This window comes from Escherichia sp. 93.0816, from assembly GCF_013368855.2.
GTDB lineage: Bacteria > Pseudomonadota > Gammaproteobacteria > Enterobacterales > Enterobacteriaceae > Escherichia > Escherichia ruysiae.
In genome coordinates, this window is sequence record NZ_JABWNC020000006.1 from 77,839 (window position 1) to 99,850 (window position 22,012).

The window sequence follows — 22,012 nt, forward strand, 5'->3', positions numbered from 1 at the left end:
CTTAAGGTGCCGGATAAGTATAAACCTGATGCACCGCTTCAATTTCTGCTAACACATCTTCGCTCAATTGCAGATGCAGACTGTCGACGTTGGTTTTCAACTGTTCCATCGTCGTTGCGCCCAGCAGCGTGCTGGCAACAAACAGTTGGCGGCGTACAAAAGCGAGCGCCATCTGAGCAGGATCGAGACCATGACGTCTGGCAATATCAACATACGCCGCGACAGCTTTTTGCGTTTGCTCACCACTATAACGGGTGAAGCGACTAAAGAGCGTATTACGCGCACCAGCCGGTTTTGCACCATTGAGATATTTACCGGTCAGCGTGCCGAAACCCAGGCACGAATAGGCCAGTAACTCGACGCCTTCATACTGGCTGACTTCCGCCAGACCCACTTCAAAGCTGCGGTTTAACAGACTATAGGGGTTCTGAATAGTGACGATGCGCGGCAGATCGTGTTTGTCCGCCAGATGTAGATAACGCATTACGCCAAATGCGGTTTCATTCGACACGCCGATATAACGAATTTTCCCTGCGCGTTGGTATTCTGCCAGTGCATCCAGCGTATCCAGCAGCGAAACCGCAGGCGCGGAATCCGTCCAGCTATAACCGAGTTTGCCGAAGCAGTTGGTCGGGCGCTGCGGCCAGTGCACCTGATAAAGATCGAGGTAATCAGTCTGTAGGCGCTTGAGGCTGTCATGCAGAGCTTCGCGGATATTCTTCCTGTCCAGCGCCTGATCAGGGCGAATACCCTTGTCATTGTTGCGCGACGGTCCGCTCACTTTGGAGGCGATAATTAATTTTTCGCGGTTGCCATGTTTTGCCAGCCAGTTACCGACATAGGTTTCGGTCAGACCCTGAGTTTCGGGGCGCGGCGGTACAGGGTACATCTCGGCAACGTCGATAAGATTAATGCCCTGAGCGACGGCATAGTCGAGTTGTGCGTGGGCGTCGGCTTCGCTGTTCTGTTCACCAAACGTCATCGTGCCAAGCCCCAGCGTGCTGACTTCCAGCGAGCTGTGGGGTATACGGTGATATTGCATAGCCGTTTCCTTTTTATAATCACGACATAAGGAATATAAAAATGGCAGAGGGAAGGGAAAAGGGAAAGCGAAAAATCTTAAGGCCAGCCGGATGCTGACCTTATTTTTTAACGTTCAATAATTTGCGAGACATCATCGCGGTTAATTTGCATCGCGTTACCTTGTTGATCGTGATAACTCACAAGCCCGGTATCATCGTCAATTTCCGGTTTTCCATCAGTCAGGATCATTCGACCATCTTTAGTTGCCATCACATAATCGCTGCTACAACCGGAAACAGCAAATGCCAGTCCGACTGCGGAAATTAATACTGCCCATTTTTTCATCCGGTTATCCTCATTAAGCCCATCAATGATAATAGTCTGTTTATAATCTGACGTTATACATCTTGAAAGCAGGAAAGTCTTAAACTGTGAGAATAAAGGGAAGACGTTCGCTCTCCCACAGGAGAGCGAACGGAATATCAGAGCGGGTTCTTTTTATTGCGAATCAGGTTGAGGCTTTCTACTGCAATGGAGAAGAACATTGCGAAGTAGATGTAACCTTTCGGTACGTGGATATCGAAACTTTCCAGGATCAGGGTAAAGCCCACCAGAATCAAGAAAGAGAGCGCCAGCATTTTTACCGAAGGGTGGCGTTCAACAAAATCACCAATCGAACGTGCGGCGAACATCATCACTCCTACGGCAATGACGACGGCCGCCATCATAATAAACAGGTGATCCGACAGACCCACGGCGGTAATCACCGAATCGAGGCTGAAAATAATATCCAGCAGCATAATCTGCACGATAGCGCCGAGGAATGATGAAACACGTGTTTTCAGCCCTTCTTCTTCGCCTTCGATAGACTCGTGGATCTCCTTACTGGCTTTCCAGATAAGGAACAGACCACCCAGCAGCAGAATCAAATCACGAGCGGAAATTTCCTGACTGAAAATTGTAAAAAGCGGATTCGTCAGACGCGTAACCCAGGCAATCGACGCCAGCAGCGCCAGACGCATAATCATGGCTCCCGCCAGTCCCAGACGCCGCGCGTGACCACGCTGTGCGGTGGGCAACTTTGCGACCACCAGAGAAAGGAAAATAATATTATCGATCCCAAGAACGATCTCCAGCAGCGTCAGCGTACCGAGCGCAAGCCAGGCGTTAGGATCGGTTATCCATGCAAATAACATCTAAAAAGCCCTGCCAAAAAAATGAAGCGGTAATTATATGCCCGGAATGCAGCAGGTCAAAGCGATGGCTACTGGATCAAAAAATGACGCGCCAGCAGTGCGCTGGTGAAATTCTTTTTCAGATAAAATCCGCGCGGCAGTGTCAGAATTCGTTCACCCTCGGCGCCAATGGCTTCGGTGAGTGCTTTCGCATTCGCCGCTTTCGGTCGTATTTGCAAATATTCCCCGTGACGAGCGGTGATTCGCTCAACCTGACCGAGAACAATCATATCCATTAATTCTTCCCAGTCTTCGCGTAGCTGGCGGTCTTCCTCTTCGTTCGGACTCCACAGCAACGGTGCTCCTACGCGACGCTGCGCCAGTGGGATGCTGCGCTCGCCTTCAACCGGTATCCATAACACTCGTTTGAGTTTGTGGCGCACGTGGCTGGTTTCCCAGGTCACACCGCTATTGCCAGTTAACGGTGCAACACAAACGAATGTCGTTTCCAGCGGGCGACCAAGACTATCTACAGGTATAGTTTTAAGTTCCACGCCTAAAGCGGCAAAATCTTGTTCTGGTTTACTCCCTGCGCTGGCGCCAAGCCAGATCTCCAGTAACACACCGATCCAACCTTTATCGCGTTTTAAATTCTCCGGCGTAACCAATCCGGCAAGTGCTGCCAGTTCTCCAAGGGTGTAACCAGAAAGTTGCTGTGCTTGCGCTAATAACTGCGCTTCAGTTTCGGGGGGAGAGGGCAATGGGCGAGGTTGAGACATGGCATTACACCTTGATTAAAAAATGAGCATCTATTTTGTACCGAATATTCAGAGTGTAACTTTTTCCACAAGCGTTATTCAATTCTATGATTTATCTTGTTTTTTAATTCACAGGTGACGGTGTTGCGCAACGTCCTGGTAGGTTTTCCAATTCTGGTCACTGAAAATAAACAGGATCTTACACCATGTTATCCACAGAAAGCTGGGATAACTGTGAAAAACCTTCACTACTGTTTCCATTTACAGCCTTGACGTGCGACGAAACTCTAATTTTTAGTGGTTCGGTGCTTAACTTAGTGGCACATTCTGTGGATAAATACAACGTTGGTTGATCTTTCGCCAACGCGTGAATGAGTGGTGTGATATGGGTCACGAATTTCTCTGTTTTATCAATATTTATGTGTTTAATATATTGATTAATAACGAATATTTTAAAGTGTATTTTAGCGGCTGTTTCAGAATGCTCTGGGTTTTCCCGTGGTAATTCCGTAGTTCTTCACAACTCTATCCACAGAAAAGGTGAATAAAAACGGCTATCCACCCCGTCCTCTGTTTATAACTCTGCACTTAACTGTGAGTTATTCAATTGTTATTAGTGTGTAATGCCCTGCAGAGAGTGGTTTACCGTCTTCCTGGAGTATGAAACAATCATTCGTATATAAAGCTTTATTTTGAGGTAGTCCGGTGATTGATGACGATGGCTACCGCCCAAACGTAGGTATCGTGATTTGTAATCGTCAGGGGCAAGTGATGTGGGCCCGGCGATTTGGTCAGCACTCCTGGCAATTTCCGCAAGGCGGAATTAATCCCGGAGAATCCGCAGAACAGGCGATGTACCGTGAATTGTTTGAAGAAGTAGGATTAAGCCGTAAAGACGTTCGAATCCTTGCTTCAACGCGTAACTGGTTGCGCTACAAATTACCGAAACGTTTGGTGCGTTGGGACACGAAGCCGGTGTGTATCGGCCAAAAACAAAAATGGTTTCTCTTGCAGCTGGTGAGCGGCGATGCGGAAATCAATATGCAAACCAGCAGTACACCAGAGTTTGACGGCTGGCGATGGGTAAGTTACTGGTATCCGGTCAGACAGGTGGTGTCATTTAAACGTGATGTCTACCGTAGGGTAATGAAAGAGTTCGCAAGTGTTGTGATGGCGCTGCAAGAAAATACGCCTAAACCACAAAACGTATCTGCTTATCGACGTAAAAGAGGTTAAGTCACGCCCATTATGCTCACTCGCCTGCGCGAAATAGTCGAAAAGGTAGCCAGTGCACCACGCCTGAATGAGGCGTTAAATATTCTGGTTACCGACATCTGTCTTGCGATGGATACCGAGGTCTGTTCGGTCTACCTGGCCGATCACGACCGACGTTGTTACTACCTGATGGCGACCCGGGGATTAAAAAAGCCACGTGGTCGCACCGTAACGCTCGCGTTTGATGAAGGGATCGTCGGCCTGGTTGGCAGGCTGGCGGAACCGATAAACCTTGCGGATGCGCAAAAACACCCCAGCTTCAAATATATCCCCTCCGTAAAAGAAGAACGTTTCCGCGCGTTTTTAGGCGTGCCAATTATTCAACGTCGCCAGTTACTTGGTGTACTGGTGGTACAGCAACGAGAGTTGCGGCAGTACAACGAAAGTGAAGAATCTTTCCTGGTGACGCTTGCCACCCAGATGGCAGCTATTCTTTCTCAGTCGCAGTTGACTGCCTTGTTTGGGCAATATCGCCAGACGCGAATCCGCGCATTACCGGCAGCGCCCGGCGTGGCGATTGCTGAAGGCTGGCAGGATGCCACGTTACCCTTAATGGAACAGGTGTATCAGGCATCAACGCTGGATCCGGCTCTGGAACGCGAGCGACTGACCGGGGCGCTGGAAGAAGCGGCTAACGAGTTTCGTCGCTACAGCAAACGCTTTGCCGCCGGTGCACAAAAAGAAACGGCGGCTATTTTCGATCTTTACTCACACCTGCTTTCCGACACGCGTCTGCGTCGCGAATTATTTGACGAGGTGGATAAAGGCTCAGTTGCAGAGTGGGCGGTGAAAACGGTCATTGAAAAATTCGCCGAACAGTTTGCTGCGCTAAGTGATAGCTATCTCAAAGAGCGAGCCGGTGATTTACGTGCGCTGGGCCAGCGATTGTTGTTTCACCTTGATGATGCCAACCAGGGGGCGAACGCCTGGCCGGAACGTTTCATTCTGGTGGCTGATGAACTGTCAGCGACAACCCTTGCAGAGCTGCCTCAGGATCGCTTAGTCGGCGTTGTCGTGCGCGATGGCGCAGCCAACTCCCATGCTGCGATTATGGTACGTGCGCTGGGGATCCCTACCGTGATGGGCGCGGACATTCAGCCTTCGGTGCTGCATCGTCGCACACTGATCGTTGACGGTTATCGTGGTGAATTGCTGGTCGACCCGGAGCCGGTGCTGCTGCAAGAATATCAGCGGCTGATTAGCGAAGAGATTGAGCTTAGTCGTCTGGCGGAAGATGACGTCAATTTACCCGCGCAGTTAAAAAGCGGCGAGCGCATAAAAGTCATGCTCAATGCGGGATTAAGCCCGGAACATGAAGAAAAACTGGGCAGTCGCATTGATGGTATCGGTCTTTATCGCACTGAAATCCCTTTCATGCTGCAAAGTGGTTTCCCGTCGGAAGAAGAACAGGTGGCGCAGTATCAGGGGATGCTGCAAATGTTCAATGATAAACCCGTCACCTTGCGTACGCTGGATGTCGGTGCTGACAAACAACTGCCTTACATGCCGATCAGCGAAGAGAATCCATGCCTGGGATGGCGTGGGATTCGCATTACGCTCGATCAGCCGGAGATCTTCTTGATCCAGGTGCGGGCGATGTTGCGCGCCAATGCTGCAACGGGCAACCTGCACATTCTGTTGCCAATGGTCACAAGCCTGGATGAAGTTGACGAAGCGCGTCGCCTGATTGAACGTGCCGGACGTGAAGTTGAGGAGATGATCGGTTACGCAATTCCCAAACCACGCATCGGTATCATGCTGGAAGTACCTTCAATGGTATTTATGCTGCCGCATCTGGCAAATCGGGTTGATTTTATCTCTGTTGGCACCAACGATCTGACTCAATACATCCTGGCCGTTGATCGCAATAACACCCGGGTCGCGAACATTTATGACAGTCTTCATCCTGCAATGTTACGTGCTCTGGCGATGATCGCCCGTGAGGCGGAAACGCAGGGAATCGATCTGCGTTTATGCGGTGAAATGGCGGGCGATCCCATGTGCGTGGCAATCCTCATTGGGCTGGGGTATCGCCATCTGTCGATGAACGGACGTTCTGTCGCGCGCGTCAAATACCTGCTGCGGCGCATTGATTTTGCCGAAGCAGAAAATCTTGCGCAGCGCAGCCTGAAAGCGCAACTGGCGACCGAAGTTCGTCATCAGGTCGCGGCATTTATGGAGCGTCGCGGTATGGGCGGGCTGATTCGCGGGGGGTTATAGCGCGGATCATATACATATCTTTTAACGGTATCCGGCAACCAGCCAGGTTCCCTTGTGCTATTATTCGCACCTTTGGAGCGCCTGAAACCTGCGGCGCGCATTTCAATCGCTGTTCTCTTTCAGCGAAATAACAAGAACTTGTGGTGACAGATGACCAGTAGCTATCTGCATTTTCCGGAATTTGATCCGGTCATTTTCTCAATAGGACCCGTTGCGCTTCACTGGTACGGCCTGATGTATCTGGTGGGTTTCATTTTTGCGATGTGGCTGGCTGGGCGTCGGGCTAGCCGTCCGGGCAGTGGCTGGACCAAAAATGAAGTTGAAAACTTACTCTATGCGGGCTTCCTCGGCGTCTTCCTTGGCGGACGTATTGGTTATGTTCTGTTCTACAACTTCCCGCAGTTTATGGCCGATCCGCTGTATCTGTTCCGTGTCTGGGACGGCGGCATGTCTTTCCACGGCGGTCTGATTGGCGTGATTGTGGTGATGATTATCTTCGCCCGCCGCACCAAACGTTCCTTCTTCCAGGTGTCTGATTTTATAGCACCGCTCATTCCATTTGGCCTTGGAGCCGGGCGTCTGGGCAACTTTATTAACGGTGAATTGTGGGGGCGCGTTGATCCGAACTTCCCGTTTGCCATGCTGTTCCCAGGCTCCCGTACTGAAGACATTCTGCTGCTGCAAAACAACCCTCAGTGGCAATCTATTTTCGACACCTACGGCGTACTACCGCGTCATCCGTCGCAACTTTACGAGATGCTGCTGGAAGGTGTGGTGCTGTTTATTATCCTCAACTTGTATATCCGTAAACCGCGCCCGATGGGGGCTGTCTCGGGCTTGTTCCTGATTGGCTATGGCGCGTTTCGCATCATTGTTGAGTTTTTCCGCCAGCCCGATGCGCAGTTCACCGGCGCATGGGTGCAGTACATCAGCATGGGGCAAATTCTTTCCATCCCGATGATTGTCGCGGGTGTTTTCATGATGGTCTGGGCATATCGTCGCAGCCCACAGCAACACGTTTCCTGAGGAACCATGAAACAGTATTTAGAACTGATGCAAAAAGTGCTCGACGAAGGCACACAGAAAAACGACCGTACCGGAACCGGAACGCTTTCCATTTTTGGTCATCAGATGCGTTTTAACCTGCAGGATGGATTCCCGTTAGTGACAACCAAACGTTGCCACCTGCGTTCCATTATCCACGAGCTGCTGTGGTTCCTGAAGGGCGACACTAACATTGCTTATCTGCACGAAAACAATGTCACCATCTGGGACGAATGGGCCGATGAAAACGGCGATCTTGGTCCGGTTTATGGTAAACAGTGGCGCGCCTGGCCAACGCCGGATGGTCGTCATATTGACCAGATCACTACGGTACTGAACCAGCTGAAAAACGACCCGGATTCCCGCCGCATTATTGTTTCGGCATGGAACGTAGGCGAACTGGATAAAATGGCGTTGGCTCCGTGCCATGCGTTCTTCCAGTTCTATGTGGCAGATGGCAAACTCTCTTGCCAGCTTTATCAGCGTTCCTGCGACGTCTTCCTCGGCCTGCCGTTTAACATTGCCAGCTACGCGTTACTGGTGCATATGATGGCGCAGCAGTGCGATCTGGAAGTGGGTGATTTTGTCTGGACCGGTGGCGATACGCACCTGTACAGCAATCATATGGATCAAACCCATCTGCAATTAAGTCGTGAACCGCGTCCGCTGCCGAAGCTGATTATCAAACGTAAACCTGAATCCATCTTCGACTACCGTTTCGAAGACTTTGAGATTGAAGGCTACGATCCGCATCCGGGAATTAAAGCGCCGGTTGCTATCTAAATTACGCAACATCCTGCCAGAGCCGACGCCAGTGTGCGTCGGTTTTTTTTATCCTTCGCTAAATTCTTCGAGACGCCTTCCCGAAATTTTGCAACGCCCTGCAACAGCGTAAATAGTCCGGAAGACGCGCCGAAGAATGAGAAACTGGCCCTCGTCTTTTTTTCTCCTCGTCGCATACTGCCGGCATGAAAACACAACGTGGTTATACGCTGATTGAAACGCTGGTTGCGATGCTGATTTTGGTCATGCTAAGCGCAAGTGGACTTTATGGCTGGCAATACTGGCAGCAGTCGCAACGGCTATGGCAAACCGCCAGCCAGGCGCGGGACTATTTGCTCTATTTACGTGAGGATGCCAACTGGCATAACCGCGACCACAGTATCAGCGTTATCAGAGAGGGGAAGTTATGGTGTCTTGTGAGTTCTGCCGCAGGGGCGAATGCCTGCCATGGCAGTTCACCGTTGGTCTTTGTGCCACGCTGGCCCGACGTAGAAATGAGCGACCTGACGCCTTCGCTCACTTTCTTTGGCCTGCGCAATACCGCATGGGCCGGGCATATTCGCTTCAAAAATTCAGCGGGAGAGTGGTGGCTGGTGGTTTCGCCGTGGGGAAGGCTCCGGCTTTGCCAGAAAGGAGAAACAGAAGGATGCCTGTAAAAGAGCAAGGATTTTCTCTGCTGGAAGTTTTGATTGCTATGGCGATCAGTAGCGTACTGTTGCTGGGGGCTGCACGATTTCTGCCTGTATTACAGCGTGAAAGTTTGACGAGCACCCGTAAGCTGGCGCTGGAAGATGAAATCTGGCTGCGGATATTTACAGTCGCGAAGCATCTCCAGAGAGCAGGTTATTGTCATGGGAGCTGTACTGGCGAGGGGCTGGTCATTGTCGGGCAGGGGGACTGTATCATTGTGCAGTGGGATGCGAACAGTAACGGTATCTGGGAGAGCGAACCGGTAAAAGAGTCCGACCAGATTGGATTTCGTCTGAAGGAGCATGTGCTGGAAACGCTACGCGGTGCGACATCTTGTGAAGGTAAGGGCTGGGATAAAGTCACTAATCCGGATGCCATCATTATCGATACTTTTCAGGTCGTGCGTCAGGATGTCAGTGGTTTCTCGCCGGTGTTGACGGTGAATATGCGGGGCGCCAGTAAGGCTGAACCACAAACCGTGGTGGATGCCAGCTATAGCGTAACAGGATTCAACCTGTGAATCGTGAACGGGGAGTTTCATCGCTGGCACTGGTTCTAATGTTGCTGGTTTTGGGCAGCTTGCTGCTACAGGGAATGAGCCAACAGGATCGCAGTTTTGCCTCTCGGGTGACTATGGAAAGCCAGTCATTGCGCCGCCAGGCTATCGTACAGTCGGCGCTGGAATGGGGCAAAATGCACTCCTGGCAGACACAACCCGCAGTTCAGTGCTCACAGTACGCTGCAACCGGTGCCCGAGTTTGTCTGCGTCTACTGGCAGATAATCAAACCTTGCTGATTGCCGGTTATGAAGGCGTTTCATTATGGCGAACAGGCGAAGTGAACGATGGAAACATTGTTTTTTCGTCACGCGGCTGGAGTGATTTTTGTCCGCAGAAAGAGGGGGCGTTATGTCAGCTTCCCTGAAGAATCAACAAGGCTTTAGCCTGCCGGAAGTGATGTTGGCGATGGTGCTGATGGTGATGATTGTCACTGCGTTATCGGGGTATCAGAGAACATTAATGAACAGTCTTGCCAGCAGAAACCAGTATCTGCAACTCTGGCGGCATGGCTGGCAGCAAACGCAACTGCGCGCGATTTCGCCACCTGCCAACTGGCAGGTTAACCGAATGCAGACATCGCAGGCGGGATGTGTCAGCATCAGCGTTACGTTAGTTTCACCCGGGGGCAGAGAAGGCGAGATGACCCGCCTGCATTGCCCGAATCGTCAGTAGTCAGGAGCCGCTATGCTAAGGGTCTACCATTCCAATCGTCTGGACGTGCTGGAAGCGTTGATGGAGTTTATCGTCGAACGCGAACGGCTGGACGATCCTTTCGAACCAGAAATGATTCTGGTGCAAAGTACCGGTATGGCGCAGTGGCTGCAAATGACGCTGTCGCAGAAGTTCGGCATTGCGGCAAACATTGATTTCCCGCTGCCGGCGAGCTTTATCTGGGATATGTTCGTCCGCGTATTGCCGGAGATCCCCAAAGAGAGCGCCTTCAACAAACAGAGCATGAGCTGGAAACTGATGACTCTGCTGCCGCAACTGCTGGATCGCGAAGATTTTACCCTGTTGCGTCATTACCTGACTGACGATAGCGACAAGCGCAAGCTGTTTCAGCTTTCCTCAAAAGCGGCGGATCTGTTTGACCAGTATCTGGTCTATCGCCCGGACTGGCTGGCACAGTGGGAAGCGGGGCGCCTGGTTGAAGGGCTGGGAGAAGCGCAGGTCTGGCAAGCACCGTTGTGGAAGGCGCTGGTGGAATATACCCATGAACTGGGGCAACCGCGCTGGCACCGTGCCAATCTCTATCAACGCTTTATCGAAACGCTGGAGTCCGCGACGACCTGCCCGCCGGGGTTACCTTCGCGCGTCTTTATATGCGGTATTTCCGCGTTACCGCCTGTTTATCTACAGGCGCTACAGGCGCTGGGTAAACATATTGAAATCCATCTTCTGTTTACCAATCCCTGCCGTTATTACTGGGGCGATATTAAAGATCCGGCTTATCTGGCGAAACTGCTGACTCGCCAGCGCCGACACAGTTTTGAAGATCGCGAATTGCCGCTTTTCCGCGATAGCGAAAACGCCGGACAGTTGTTTAACAGCGACGGCGAACAGGATGTTGGCAACCCGCTACTGGCCTCATGGGGCAAGCTGGGGCGCGACTACATCTATCTGCTTGCCGATCTCCAGAGCAGTCAGGAGCTGGACGCATTCGTTGATGTTACGCCAGACAGCCTGTTGCATAACATCCAGTCCGACATTCTCGAACTGGAAAATCGTGCCGTTGCGGGCGTGAATCTGGCAGAGTTTTCCCGCAGCGATAACAAACGTCTGCTTGATCCACAAGATAACAGCGTCACCTTCCACGTATGCCACAGCCCGCAGCGCGAAGTGGAAGTTTTGCACGATCGCCTGCTGGCGATGCTGGAAGAAGATCCGACACTTACTCCACGCGACATCATCGTGATGGTGGCCGACATCGATAGCTACAGTCCGTTTATTCAGGCTGTATTTGGTAGCGCACCTGCGGATCGTTACCTGCCTTATGCCATTTCCGACCGTCGGGCACGGCAGTCACATCCGGTACTGGAAGCGTTTATCAGCCTGTTATCACTACCTGACAGTCGCTTTGTGTCAGAGGATGTGCTGGCGCTGCTGGATGTGCCGGTGCTGGCGGCGCGGTTTGACATCACCGAAGAAGGGCTGCGTTATTTACGTCTGTGGGTTAATGAATCCGGCATTCGCTGGGGGATTGATGACGACAACGTTCGAGAGCTGGAACTCCCCGCCACCGGGCAACACACCTGGCGATTTGGCCTGACGCGCATGTTGCTGGGCTATGCAATGGAGAGCGCCCAGGGCGAGTGGCAATCGGTTCTGCCTTATGATGAATCGAGCGGCTTAATTGCGGAACTGGTAGGGCATCTGGCGTCACTGCTAATGCAACTGAATATCTGGCGTCGCGGGTTAGCGCAGGAGCGCCCGCTTGAGGAATGGCTGCCGGTTTGTCGCGATATGCTTAACGCCTTCTTCCTGCCGGATGCGGAAACCGAAGCGGCGATGACACTTATCGAACAACAATGGCAAGCGATTATCGCCGAAGGTTTAGGTGCGCAGTATGGCGACGCTGTGCCGCTGTCGCTGTTACGTGATGAACTGGCACAACGCCTCGATCAAGAACGTATCAGCCAGCGTTTTCTTGCAGGTCCGGTTAACATTTGTACGCTGATGCCAATGCGTTCAATCCCATTCAAAGTGGTTTGCCTGCTGGGAATGAACGATGGCGTTTATCCGCGCCAGCTTGCACCATTGGGCTTTGATTTAATGAGCCAGAAACCGAAGCGTGGCGATCGTAGCCGTCGCGATGACGACCGCTATCTGTTCCTGGAAGCGTTAATTTCCGCGCAGCAAAAACTCTATATCAGCTATATCGGGCGTTCCATTCAGGATAACAGTGAACGTTTCCCGTCGGTGCTGGTGCAAGAACTGATCGACTACATTGGACAAAGTCATTATCTGCCGGGTGATGAAGAGCTTAACTGTGATGAAAGCGAGGTACGGGTAAAAGAGCATCTTACTTGCCTCCATACCCGGATGCCGTTTGATCCGCAAAACTACCAGCCTGGCGAGTTACAAAGCTATGCACGTGAATGGCTACCGGCAGCCAGCCAGGCAGGCAAGGCGCATTCTGAATTTGTCCAGCCTTTACCGTTTACCTTGCCGGAAACCGTGCCGCTGGAAACACTACAACGATTCTGGGCGCATCCGGTGAGAGCGTTTTTCCAGATGCGTTTACAGGTGCACTTCCGTACTGAAGACAGCGAAATTCCCGATACCGAGCCATTTATTCTGGAAGGGCTTAGCCGTTATCAAATCAATCAGCAGTTATTGAATGCACTGGTTGAGCAGGATGATGCCGAACGTTTGTTCCGCCGCTTCCGGGCGGCAGGGGATTTACCGTATGGCGCTTTTGGTGAAATTTTCTGGGAAACACAGTGCCAGGAGATGCAGCAGCTTGCCGACAGAGTCATTGCCTGTCGCCAGCCGGGGCAGAGTATGGAAATTGATCTCGCCTGCAACGGTGTGCAGATAACTGGCTGGTTGCCGCAGGTTCAGCCGGATGGCCTGTTGCGCTGGCGTCCCTCTTTATTAAGTGTGGCGCAGGGAATGCAACTTTGGTTAGAACACCTTGTCTACTGTGCCAGTGGTGGTAACGGTGAAAGCCGCCTTTTTCTACGCAAAGACGGCGAGTGGCGTTTCCCGCCGCTTGCAGCCGAACAGGCTTTGCATTACCTCTCCCAACTGATTGAAGGGTATCGTGAAGGGATGTCCACGCCGTTGCTGGTGTTACCTGAAAGTGGCGGCGCATGGCTAAAAACCTGTTATGACGCGGAAAACGATGCCATGCTGGATGACGATTCCACGTTGCAAAAAGCTCGTACGAAATTCCTTCAGGCTTACGAAGGCAACATGATGGTGCGTGGTGAAGGTGATGATATCTGGTATCAACGGCTCTGGCGGCAATTAACGCCAGAGACAATGGAAGCCATCGTTGATCAGTCACAGCGTTTCCTGTTACCGCTGTTTCGTTTTAATCAGTCATGAGTTCTGTATAAAAATTGCGCAATCCATCTGCTTACTTTATGATGCGCACCAGTCACGGACTGATGGTTATATAGACACAGGCTGACTCGTTCAGCACAAGATTATATTCTGCCGGATGATTTTCTTTAATCTATTGAATCTGGTCGAAAAATAAAGTTGATAATGAGGTTCGTGAATGCCCCGCAGCACCTGGTTCAAAGCATTACTGTTGTTTGTTGCCCTTTGGGCACCCTTAAGTCAGGCAGAAACGGGATGGCAGCCGATTCAGGAAACCATCCGTAAAAGTGATAAAGATAACCGCCAGTATCAGGCTATACGTCTGGATAACGGTATGGTGGTATTGCTGGTTTCTGACCCGCAGGCGGTTAAATCGCTTTCTGCGCTGGTAGTGCCCGTTGGGTCGCTGGAAGATCCTGAGGCGTATCAGGGGCTGGCACATTACCTTGAACATATGAGTCTGATGGGTTCGAAAAAGTACCCTCAAGCAGATAGCCTCGCTGAATATCTCAAAATGCACGGCGGCAGTCACAATGCCAGCACGGCACCATATCGCACGGCTTTCTATCTGGAAGTTGAGAACGACGCCTTGCCCGGTGCGGTAGATCGCCTGGCCGATGCTATTGCAGAACCCTTGCTCGACAAGAAATATGCCGAACGTGAACGTAATGCAGTGAACGCTGAATTAACCATGGCGCGCACGCGTGACGGGATGCGCATGGCGCAGGTCAGCGCAGAAACCATTAACCCGGCACACCCCGGTTCAAAGTTTTCTGGTGGCAACCTCGAAACTTTAAGCGACAAACCTGGTAATCCGGTGCAGCAGGCACTTAAAGATTTCCACGAGAAGTACTATTCCGCCAATCTGATGAAGGCGGTTATTTACAGCAATAAACCGCTGCCGGAGTTGGCAAAAATGGCGGCGGACACCTTCGGTTGTGTGCCTAACAAAGAGAGCCAGAAACCGGAAATTACCGTACCGGTAGTCACCGACGCGCAAAAGGGAATTATCATTCATTACGTCCCGGCACTGCCGCGTAAAGTTCTGCGCGTCGAGTTTCGCATCGATAACAACTCGGAGAAGTTCCGTAGTAAAACGGATGAGTTGATTACCTATCTGATTGGTAATCGCAGCCCTGGTACACTTTCTGACTGGCTGCAAAAGCAGGGATTAGTTGAGGGCATTAGCGCCAACTCCGATCCTATCGTCAACGGTAACAGCGGCGTATTAGCGATTTCTGCGTCCTTAACCGATAAAGGTCTGGCGAATCGCGATCAGGTTGTGGCGGCCATTTTCAGCTACCTCAATCTGTTACGCGAAAAAGGGATTGATAAACAGTATTTCGATGAGCTGGCGAATGTGCTGGATATCGACTTCCGTTATCCGTCAATCACCCGTGATATGGATTACGTCGAATGGCTGGCGGATACCATGATTCGCGTTCCTGTTGAGCATACGCTGGACGCGGTAAATATTGCCGATCGGTATGATGCTAAAGCAGTAAAAGAACGTCTGGCGATGATGACGCCGCAGAACGCGCGTATCTGGTATATCAGCCCGAAAGAGCCGCACAATAAAACGGCTTACTTTGTCGATGCGCCGTATCAGGTCGATAAAATCAGCGAACAAACCTTCGCTGACTGGCAGAAAAAAGCCGCCGACATTGCGCTCTCCTTGCCGGAGCTTAACCCCTATATTCCTGACGATTTCTCGCTGATTAAGTCAGAGAAGAAATACGACCATCCAGAGCTGATTGTTGATGAGTCGAATCTGCGTGTGGTGTATGCGCCAAGCCGTTATTTTGCCAGCGAACCCAAAGCGGATGTCAGCCTGATTTTGCGTAACCCGAAAGCCATGGACAGCGCCCGTAATCAGGTAATGTTTGCGCTCAATGATTATCTCGCAGGGCTGGCGCTTGATCAGTTAAGCAACCAGGCGTCAGTGGGTGGCATTAGTTTTTCCACCAACGCTAACAACGGCCTTATGGTCAATGCTAATGGTTACACTCAGCGGCTGCCGCAGCTTTTCCAGGCTCTGCTGGAAGGCTACTTTAGCTATACCGCTACGGAAGATCAGCTTGAGCAGGCGAAATCCTGGTATAACCAGATGATGGATTCGGCAGAAAAGGGCAAAGCGTTCGAGCAGGCGATTATGCCCGCGCAAATGCTCTCGCAGGTGCCGTACTTCTCGCGAGATGAGCGACGTAAAATTTTGCCCTCCATCACGCTGAAAGAGGTGCTGGCCTACCGCGACGCCTTAAAAACGGGGGCACGACCAGAGTTTATGGTTATCGGCAACATGACCGAAGCACAGGCAACAACGCTGGCGCGCGATGTGCAAAAACAGTTGGGCGCTGATGGCACAGAGTGGTGTCGTAACAAAGATGTGCTGGTTGAGAAAAAACAGTCCGTCATCTTTGAAAAAGCCGGTAACAGTACCGACTCTGCCCTGGCAGCGGTTTTCGTACCGACTGGCTACGATGAATACACCAGTTCAGCCTACAGTTCTCTGCTGGCGCAGATTGTACAGCCGTGGTTCTACAATCAGTTGCGTACCGAAGAACAGTTAGGTTATGCCGTGTTCGCGTTTCCAATGAGCGTGGGGCGCCAGTGGGGCATGGGCTTCTTGCTGCAAAGCAATGATAAACAGCCTTCATACCTGTGGGAGCGATACAAAGCCTTTTTCCCAACCGCAGAGGCAAAATTGCGGGCGATGAAGCCAGAAGAGTTCGCACAAATTCAGCAGGCGGTCATTACCCAGATGCTGCAGGCTCCGCAAACGCTCGGCGAAGAAGCATCGAAGTTAAGTAAAGATTTCGATCGTGGCAATATGCGCTTCGATTCGCGTGATAAAATTGTGGCACAGATAAAACTGCTGACGCCGCAAAAACTGGCCGATTTCTTCCATCAGGCGGTGGTCGAGCCGCAAGGCATGGCTATCCTGTCGCAGATTTCCGGCAGCCAGAACGGGAAAGCCGAATATGTACATCCTGAAGGCTGGAAAGTGTGGGAGAACGTCAGCGCGTTGCAGCAAACAATGCCCCTGATGAGTGAAAAGAATGAGTGATGTCGCCGAGACACTAGATCCTTTGCGCTTGCCCTTACAGGGCGAGCGCCTGATTGAAGCCTCTGCCGGCACAGGCAAAACCTTTACAATTGCGGCGCTCTATTTGCGCCTGTTACTTGGACTAGGCGGTTCCTCCGCCTTTCCCCGGCCATTGACCGTTGAAGAACTGCTGGTGGTCACCTTTACCGAGGCTGCCACTGCAGAATTGCGCGGTCGTATCCGTAGCAATATTCATGAATTACGCATCGCCTGTCTGCGTGAAACCACCGACAATCCGCTGTATGCACGCCTGCTGGAAGAGATCGACGATAAAGCGCAAGCCGCGCAGTGGTTGCTGTTAGCTGAGCGACAGATGGATGAAGCAGCAGTCTTTACCATCCACGGTTTTTGCCAGCGAATGCTCAACCTGAATGCCTTTGAATCCGGCATGTTGTTTGAGCAGCAGCTGATTGAAGATGAGTCTCTACTGCGCTACCAGGCCTGCGCCGATTTTTGGCGTCGCCACTGCTATCCGTTACCGCGTGAAATTGCCCAGGTAGTCTTTGAAACCTGGAAAGGGCCGCAGGCGTTGCTGCGCGATATTAATCGTTATCTGCAAGGCGAAGCGCCGGTTATCAAAGCACCGCCGCCCGATGATGAAACGCTGGCTTCCCGCCACGCGCAAATTGTGGCGCGTATTGATGCGGTAAAACAGCAGTGGCGTGACGCAGTAGGTGAACTGGATGCGCTGATTGAATCTTCCGGTATTGATCGCCGCAAGTTTAACCGTAGCAATCAGGCTAAATGGATAGACAAGATCAGTGCCTGGGCAGAAGAAGAGACCAACAGCTACCAGTTGCCTGAGTCGCTGGAAAAATTTTCTCAGCGTTTCTTAGAAGATCGCACAAAAGCAGGGGGTGAGACGCCGCGCCACCCGTTATTTGAAGCGATCGATCAATTGCTTGCCGAACCATTATCGATCCGCGATCTGGTGATCACCCGCGCATTGGCTGAGATCCGTGAAACAGTCGCACGTGAAAAACGTCGCCGTGGCGAACTGGGCTTTGACGACATGCTAAGTCGGCTGGATTCCGCGCTGCGTAGCGAAAGCGGAGAGGCGCTGGCAACGGCTATCCGTACGCGCTTTCCGGTGGCAATGATCGACGAATTTCAGGATACCGACCCCCAGCAGTACCGGATTTTCCGTCGTATCTGGCACCATCAGCCGGAAACGGCGTTATTGCTGATTGGTGACCCGAAACAGGCCATTTACGCATTCCGTGGTGCAGATATCTTCACCTACATGAAGGCGCGTAGCGAAGTTCATGCTCACTACACCTTAGATACCAACTGGCGTTCTGCGCCGGGAATGGTGAACAGTGTGAACAAACTTTTCAGCCAGGCTGATGACGCTTTCATGTTCCGCGAAATTCCGTTTATTCCAGTGAAATCAGCCGGAAAAAATCAGGCACTGCGTTTTGTATTTAAAGGTGAAACGCAGCCGGCGATGAAAATGTGGTTGATGGAAGGTGAAAGCTGCGGTGTTGGCGATTATCAAAGTACCATGGCGCAGGTATGTGCCGCGCAAATCCGCGACTGGCTACAAGCCGGACAGCGGGGCGAAGCGTTGCTGATGAACGGCGACGACGCGCGTCCGGTGCGTGCTTCGGACATCAGTGTGCTGGTGCGCAGCCGCCAGGAGGCCGCCCAGGTGCGCGATGCCTTAACGTTGCTGGAAATCCCTTCCGTTTACCTTTCGAACCGCGACAGTGTTTTTGAAACTCTGGAAGCGCAGGAAATGCTTTGGTTGTTGCAGGCGGTGATGACGCCCGAACGTGAGAACACCCTGCGCAGTGCGCTGGCAACGTCAATGATGGGGCTGAATGCGCTGGATATTGAAACGCTGAACAATGACGAACATGCGTGGGATGCGGTAGTTGAAGAGTTCGATGGTTATCGGCAAATCTGGCGTAAACGTGGCGTTATGCCGATGCTGCGGGCACTGATGTTGGCGCGTAACATTGCAGAAAACTTGCTGGCAACGGCAGGCGGTGAGCGGCGTCTTACCGATATCTTGCATATCAGCGAACTGCTACAAGAAGCCGGAACGCAGCTGGAAAGTGAACATGCGCTGGTACGCTGGTTATCGCAACATATCCTCGAGCCAGATAGTAATGCCTCCAGCCAACAAATGCGCCTCGAAAGTGATAAACATCTGGTGCAGATTGTCACGATCCATAAATCAAAAGGGCTGGAATATCCGCTGGTCTGGTTGCCATTTATTACCAATTTCCGCGTCCAGGATCAGGCGTTTTATCACGATCGCCACTCGTTTGAGGCTGTTCTGGATCTTAACGCTGCGCCAGAAAGTGTCGATCTCGCGGAGGCCGAACGTCTGGCGGAAGATCTGCGTTTGCTTTACGTGGCGCTGACGCGTTCGGTTTGGCATTGCAGCCTCGGCGTTGCACCGCTGGTGCGCCGTCGTGGCGATAAAAAAGGTGACACCGACGTCCACCAAAGTGCGCTCGGGCGTTTACTGCAAAAAGGGGAACCGCAAGATGCGGCAGGGCTTCGCACCTGTATTGAAGCGTTATGCGATGATGATATTGCCTGGCAAACGGCACAAACTGGTGATAACCAGCCCTGGCAGGTTAATGATGTTTTAACTGCAGAACTGAATGCGAGGACGCTACAACGATTGCCCGGCGATAACTGGCGTGTCACCAGCTACTCCGGTTTGCAGCAGCGTGGTCACGGTATCGCTCAGGATCTGATGCCACGGCTGGATGTTGATGCCGCAGGCGTGGTCAGCGTCGTTGAAGAACCGACGTTAACACCGCATCAGTTCCCGCGCGGTGCGTCACCGGGGACATTCTTGCACAGTTTGTTTGAAGACCTCGATTTTACCCAGCCGGTTGACCCGAACTGGGTACAGGAAAAACTGGAACTCGGCGGCTTTGAATCGCAGTGGGAACCGGTGTTGACCGAGTGGATCACGGCTGTCCTCCAGGCACCTCTCAATGAAACGGGTGTTAGCCTGAGTCAGCTTTCCGACCGCGATAAACAGGTGGAGATGGAGTTTTACCTGCCGATTAGCGAACCGCTCATCGCCAGCCAGCTTGATGCACTAATTCGCCAGTTTGACCCGCTATCGGCTGGCTGCCCGCCGCTGGAGTTCATGCAGGTACGCGGCATGTTAAAAGGCTTTATCGACCTGGTGTTCCGCCACGAAGGGCGTTATTACCTGCTCGACTATAAATCCAACTGGTTGGGTGAAGACAGTTCGGCTTACACCCAACAGGCTATGGCAGCGGCAATGCAGGCACACCGCTATGATCTGCAATATCAGCTTTATACCCTGGCGCTGCACCGTTATCTGCGTCATCGCATTGCTGATTACGACTATGAGCGCCACTTTGGCGGCGTTATTTATCTGTTCCTGCGTGGTGTTGATAAAGAACATCCGCAACAGGGGATTTACACAACCCGACCCAATGCAGGGTTGATTGCCCTGATGGATGAGATGTTTGCCGGTATGACCCTGGAGGAGGCGTAATGAAATTGCAAAAGCAATTACTGGAAGCTGTGGAGCACAAACAGCTACGCCCGCTGGACGTGCAGTTTGCCCTGACTGTGGCGGGAGATGAACATCCCGCCGTCACCCTCGCGGCGGCACTGTTAAGTCATGATGCCGGAGAGGGACACGTCTGTTTGCCGCTTTCACGACTGGAAAATAATGAGGCGTCGCATCCGCTATTGGCGACCTGTGTCAGTGAAATCGGTGAGCTACAAAATTGGGAAGAGTGCTTGCTGGCTTCACAAGCGGTCAGCCGGGGAGATGAACCAACGCCGATAATCCTCTGTGGCGATCGTCTTTATTTGAATCGCATGTGGTGTAACGAGCGCACAGTGGCACGCTTTTTCAACGAAGTGAATCATGCCATTGAGGTTGATGAAGCTCTACTGGCGCAAACCCTGGACAAACTTTTTCCAGTAAGCGATGAAATTAACTGGCAAAAAGTTGCAGCGGCAGTGGCGCTGACGCGGCGGATCTCGGTGATTTCCGGCGGCCCTGGCACCGGTAAAACGACCACCGTGGCGAAGTTGCTGGCAGCGTTAATTCAAATGACCGACGGCGAACGCTGCCGTATCCGTCTGGCTGCACCAACGGGTAAAGCTGCCGCGCGCTTAACCGAATCTCTCGGCAAGGCTTTGCGACAGTTACCGCTGAGCGATGAACAAAAGAAACGCATTCCGGAAGATGCCAGCACTTTGCACCGATTGCTGGGTGCGCAGCCGGGTAGCCAGCGTTTACGTCATCATGCCGGTAACCCGCTGCATCTTGATGTGCTGGTGGTAGATGAAGCGTCAATGATCGATCTGCCTATGATGTCGAGACTGATCGACGCCTTGCCCGATCATGCGCGAGTGATCTTTCTCGGCGATCGTGATCAACTGGCCTCGGTTGAGGCTGGGGCTGTGCTGGGCGATATCTGCGCCTATGCCAACGCGGGCTTTACCGCCGAGCGTGCCGGGCAGCTAAGCCGCCTGACGGGAACTCACGTTCCGGCAGGAACTGGCACAGAAGCGGCATCTTTGCGCGACAGTCTCTGCCTGCTGCAAAAAAGCTACCGTTTTGGCAGCGATTCTGGCATTGGTCAGTTAGCTGTGGCGATCAACCGTGGTGATAAAACGGCAGTGAAAACGGTTTTTCAGCAGGATTTTACTGACATCGAAAAACGGCTTTTGCAGAACGGCGAAGACTATATTGCGATGCTTGAAGAAGCTCTTGCGGGTTACGGACATTATCTGGATCTGCTACAAGCTCGTGCCGAGCCGGATTTAATCATTCAAGCGTTCAATGAATACCAGCTATTGTGCGCCCTGCGGGAAGGGCCATTTGGCGTCGCTGGACTGAATGAGCGAATTGAGCAGTTTATGCAACAGAAGCGCAAAATTCATCGTCATCTGCATTCGCGCTGGTACGAAGGCAGACCGGTGATGATTGCCCGCAATGACAGCGCGCTTGGGTTGTTCAATGGTGATATCGGGATTGCGCTGGATCGCGGGCAGGGGACGCGCGTCTGGTTTGCGATGCCAGATGGCAATATCAAGTCAGTGCAACCGAGCCGCCTGCCGGAGCACGAAACTACGTGGGCGATGACGGTACATAAATCGCAGGGATCGGAGTTCGACCATGCGGCGTTGATTTTACCGAGCCAGCGTACACCGGTGGTAACACGAGAGCTGGTTTACACTGCGGTAACCCGTGCGCGTCGCCGTTTGTCGCTATATGCCGATGAGCGCATATTGAGTGCGGCAATCGCCACGCGCACCGAGCGGCGTAGCGGGCTGGCAGCGTTGTTTAGTTCGCGGGAATAAACGTGA

Annotated in this window: 17 protein-coding genes; 13 read left to right on the top strand and 4 right to left on the bottom strand. The window is 52.2% G+C overall.

Translation table 11 applies throughout. The features are described 5' to 3' along the window. Position 1: 1 nt before the first annotated feature. The 4 genes from HEM79_RS09255 to mutH form a co-directional block, all read right to left on the bottom strand. The gene (locus tag HEM79_RS09255) at positions 2-1,042 is read right to left on the bottom strand and encodes an NADP(H)-dependent aldo-keto reductase (protein WP_176242565.1); all 1,041 of its coding nucleotides are present in this window, start codon (positions 1,040-1,042) and stop codon (positions 2-4) included. A gap of 107 nt (positions 1,043-1,149) precedes the next feature. Continuing rightward, positions 1,150-1,368 carry a lipoprotein YgdR gene (gene ygdR, locus HEM79_RS09260; protein ID WP_000758660.1) on the bottom strand — a complete coding sequence of 73 codons (219 nt, stop codon included), beginning with the start codon at positions 1,366-1,368 and terminating at the stop codon, positions 1,150-1,152. A gap of 137 nt (positions 1,369-1,505) precedes the next feature. Next, entirely contained in the window at positions 1,506-2,219 is a 714-nt protein-coding gene (locus tag HEM79_RS09265) for a TerC family protein (protein ID WP_176242564.1), read from the bottom strand. 68 nt (positions 2,220-2,287) lie between these two features. Then, a complete protein-coding gene (mutH, locus tag HEM79_RS09270) occupies positions 2,288-2,977 on the bottom strand; it encodes a DNA mismatch repair endonuclease MutH (RefSeq protein ID WP_176242562.1) in 690 nt (229 codons plus the stop codon). Positions 2,978-3,162: 185 nt separating this feature from the next. Between mutH and HEM79_RS22605 the strand changes: the two genes are divergently transcribed. The 13 genes from HEM79_RS22605 (at position 3,163) to recD (ending at position 22,006) form a co-directional block, all read left to right on the top strand. After that, positions 3,163-3,309 (top strand): hypothetical protein, encoded by a 147-nt coding sequence (locus HEM79_RS22605; RefSeq protein ID WP_286178559.1) that lies wholly within the window; start codon positions 3,163-3,165, stop codon positions 3,307-3,309. A 352-nt stretch (positions 3,310-3,661) separates the two neighbouring features. Next, entirely contained in the window at positions 3,662-4,192 is a 531-nt protein-coding gene (gene rppH, locus HEM79_RS09275) for an RNA pyrophosphohydrolase (protein ID WP_000564488.1), read from the top strand. A gap of 12 nt (positions 4,193-4,204) precedes the next feature. Further along, a complete protein-coding gene (ptsP, locus tag HEM79_RS09280) occupies positions 4,205-6,451 on the top strand; it encodes a phosphoenolpyruvate--protein phosphotransferase (RefSeq protein ID WP_176242560.1) in 2,247 nt (748 codons plus the stop codon). Positions 6,452-6,601: 150 nt separating this feature from the next. Beyond that, positions 6,602-7,477: a prolipoprotein diacylglyceryl transferase gene (gene lgt, locus HEM79_RS09285; RefSeq protein WP_000204651.1), complete on the top strand. Its 876-nt coding sequence runs from the start codon at positions 6,602-6,604 to the stop codon at positions 7,475-7,477. 6 nt (positions 7,478-7,483) lie between these two features. Continuing rightward, positions 7,484-8,278: a thymidylate synthase gene (gene thyA / locus HEM79_RS09290; RefSeq protein ID WP_000816226.1), complete on the top strand. Its 795-nt coding sequence runs from the start codon at positions 7,484-7,486 to the stop codon at positions 8,276-8,278. Between the two features lie 185 nt (positions 8,279-8,463). Next, the gene (locus HEM79_RS09295) at positions 8,464-8,934 is read left to right on the top strand and encodes a prepilin peptidase-dependent protein (protein ID WP_176242558.1); all 471 of its coding nucleotides are present in this window, start codon (positions 8,464-8,466) and stop codon (positions 8,932-8,934) included. Then, complete coding sequence (locus HEM79_RS09300; RefSeq protein WP_176242556.1) at positions 8,925-9,488, top strand: prepilin peptidase-dependent protein; 564 nt, start codon at positions 8,925-8,927, stop codon at positions 9,486-9,488. The genes HEM79_RS09295 and HEM79_RS09300 overlap by 10 nt, the downstream gene beginning before the upstream one ends. After that, entirely contained in the window at positions 9,485-9,892 is a 408-nt protein-coding gene (locus HEM79_RS09305; protein ID WP_176242554.1) for a DUF2509 family protein, read from the top strand. Before HEM79_RS09300 ends, HEM79_RS09305 begins: the two co-directional genes overlap by 4 nt. Then, entirely contained in the window at positions 9,877-10,200 is a 324-nt protein-coding gene (locus HEM79_RS09310; protein WP_001276468.1) for a prepilin-type N-terminal cleavage/methylation domain-containing protein, read from the top strand. The genes HEM79_RS09305 and HEM79_RS09310 overlap by 16 nt, the downstream gene beginning before the upstream one ends. A 12-nt stretch (positions 10,201-10,212) precedes the next feature. Then, positions 10,213-13,581 (top strand): exodeoxyribonuclease V subunit gamma, encoded by a 3,369-nt coding sequence (gene recC, locus HEM79_RS09315; protein WP_176242552.1) that lies wholly within the window; start codon positions 10,213-10,215, stop codon positions 13,579-13,581. A 175-nt stretch (positions 13,582-13,756) separates the two neighbouring features. Continuing rightward, positions 13,757-16,645 carry a pitrilysin gene (gene ptrA, locus HEM79_RS09320; protein WP_176242551.1) on the top strand — a complete coding sequence of 963 codons (2,889 nt, stop codon included), beginning with the start codon at positions 13,757-13,759 and terminating at the stop codon, positions 16,643-16,645. Beyond that, positions 16,638-20,180, top strand: coding sequence for an exodeoxyribonuclease V subunit beta (gene recB / locus HEM79_RS09325; protein WP_176242549.1), 3,543 nt, complete (start codon positions 16,638-16,640; stop codon positions 20,178-20,180). The genes ptrA and recB overlap by 8 nt, the downstream gene beginning before the upstream one ends. Further along, positions 20,180-22,006 carry an exodeoxyribonuclease V subunit alpha gene (recD, locus tag HEM79_RS09330; RefSeq protein WP_176242547.1) on the top strand — a complete coding sequence of 609 codons (1,827 nt, stop codon included), beginning with the start codon at positions 20,180-20,182 and terminating at the stop codon, positions 22,004-22,006. The genes recB and recD overlap by 1 nt, the downstream gene beginning before the upstream one ends. The last annotated feature ends 6 nt before the right edge of the window (positions 22,007-22,012 follow it).

Bases quoted from the DNA above. Each gene is read 5' to 3' on its own strand.
- HEM79_RS09255 (WP_176242565.1), bottom strand. From the start codon at position 1,042: ATGCAATATCACCGTATACCCCACAGCTCGCTGGAAGTCAGCACGCTG.
- ygdR (WP_000758660.1), bottom strand. From the start codon at position 1,368: ATGAAAAAATGGGCAGTATTAATTTCCGCAGTCGGACTGGCATTTGCT.
- HEM79_RS09265 (WP_176242564.1), bottom strand. From the start codon at position 2,219: ATGTTATTTGCATGGATAACCGATCCTAACGCCTGGCTTGCGCTCGGT.
- mutH (WP_176242562.1), bottom strand. From the start codon at position 2,977: ATGTCTCAACCTCGCCCATTGCCCTCTCCCCCCGAAACTGAAGCGCAG.
- HEM79_RS22605 (WP_286178559.1), top strand. From the start codon at position 3,163: ATGTTATCCACAGAAAGCTGGGATAACTGTGAAAAACCTTCACTACTG.
- ptsP (WP_176242560.1), top strand. From the start codon at position 4,205: ATGCTCACTCGCCTGCGCGAAATAGTCGAAAAGGTAGCCAGTGCACCA.
- lgt (WP_000204651.1), top strand. From the start codon at position 6,602: ATGACCAGTAGCTATCTGCATTTTCCGGAATTTGATCCGGTCATTTTC.
- thyA (WP_000816226.1), top strand. From the start codon at position 7,484: ATGAAACAGTATTTAGAACTGATGCAAAAAGTGCTCGACGAAGGCACA.
- HEM79_RS09295 (WP_176242558.1), top strand. From the start codon at position 8,464: ATGAAAACACAACGTGGTTATACGCTGATTGAAACGCTGGTTGCGATG.
- HEM79_RS09300 (WP_176242556.1), top strand. From the start codon at position 8,925: ATGCCTGTAAAAGAGCAAGGATTTTCTCTGCTGGAAGTTTTGATTGCT.
- HEM79_RS09310 (WP_001276468.1), top strand. From the start codon at position 9,877: ATGTCAGCTTCCCTGAAGAATCAACAAGGCTTTAGCCTGCCGGAAGTG.
- recC (WP_176242552.1), top strand. From the start codon at position 10,213: ATGCTAAGGGTCTACCATTCCAATCGTCTGGACGTGCTGGAAGCGTTG.
- ptrA (WP_176242551.1), top strand. From the start codon at position 13,757: ATGCCCCGCAGCACCTGGTTCAAAGCATTACTGTTGTTTGTTGCCCTT.
- recB (WP_176242549.1), top strand. From the start codon at position 16,638: ATGAGTGATGTCGCCGAGACACTAGATCCTTTGCGCTTGCCCTTACAG.
- recD (WP_176242547.1), top strand. From the start codon at position 20,180: ATGAAATTGCAAAAGCAATTACTGGAAGCTGTGGAGCACAAACAGCTA.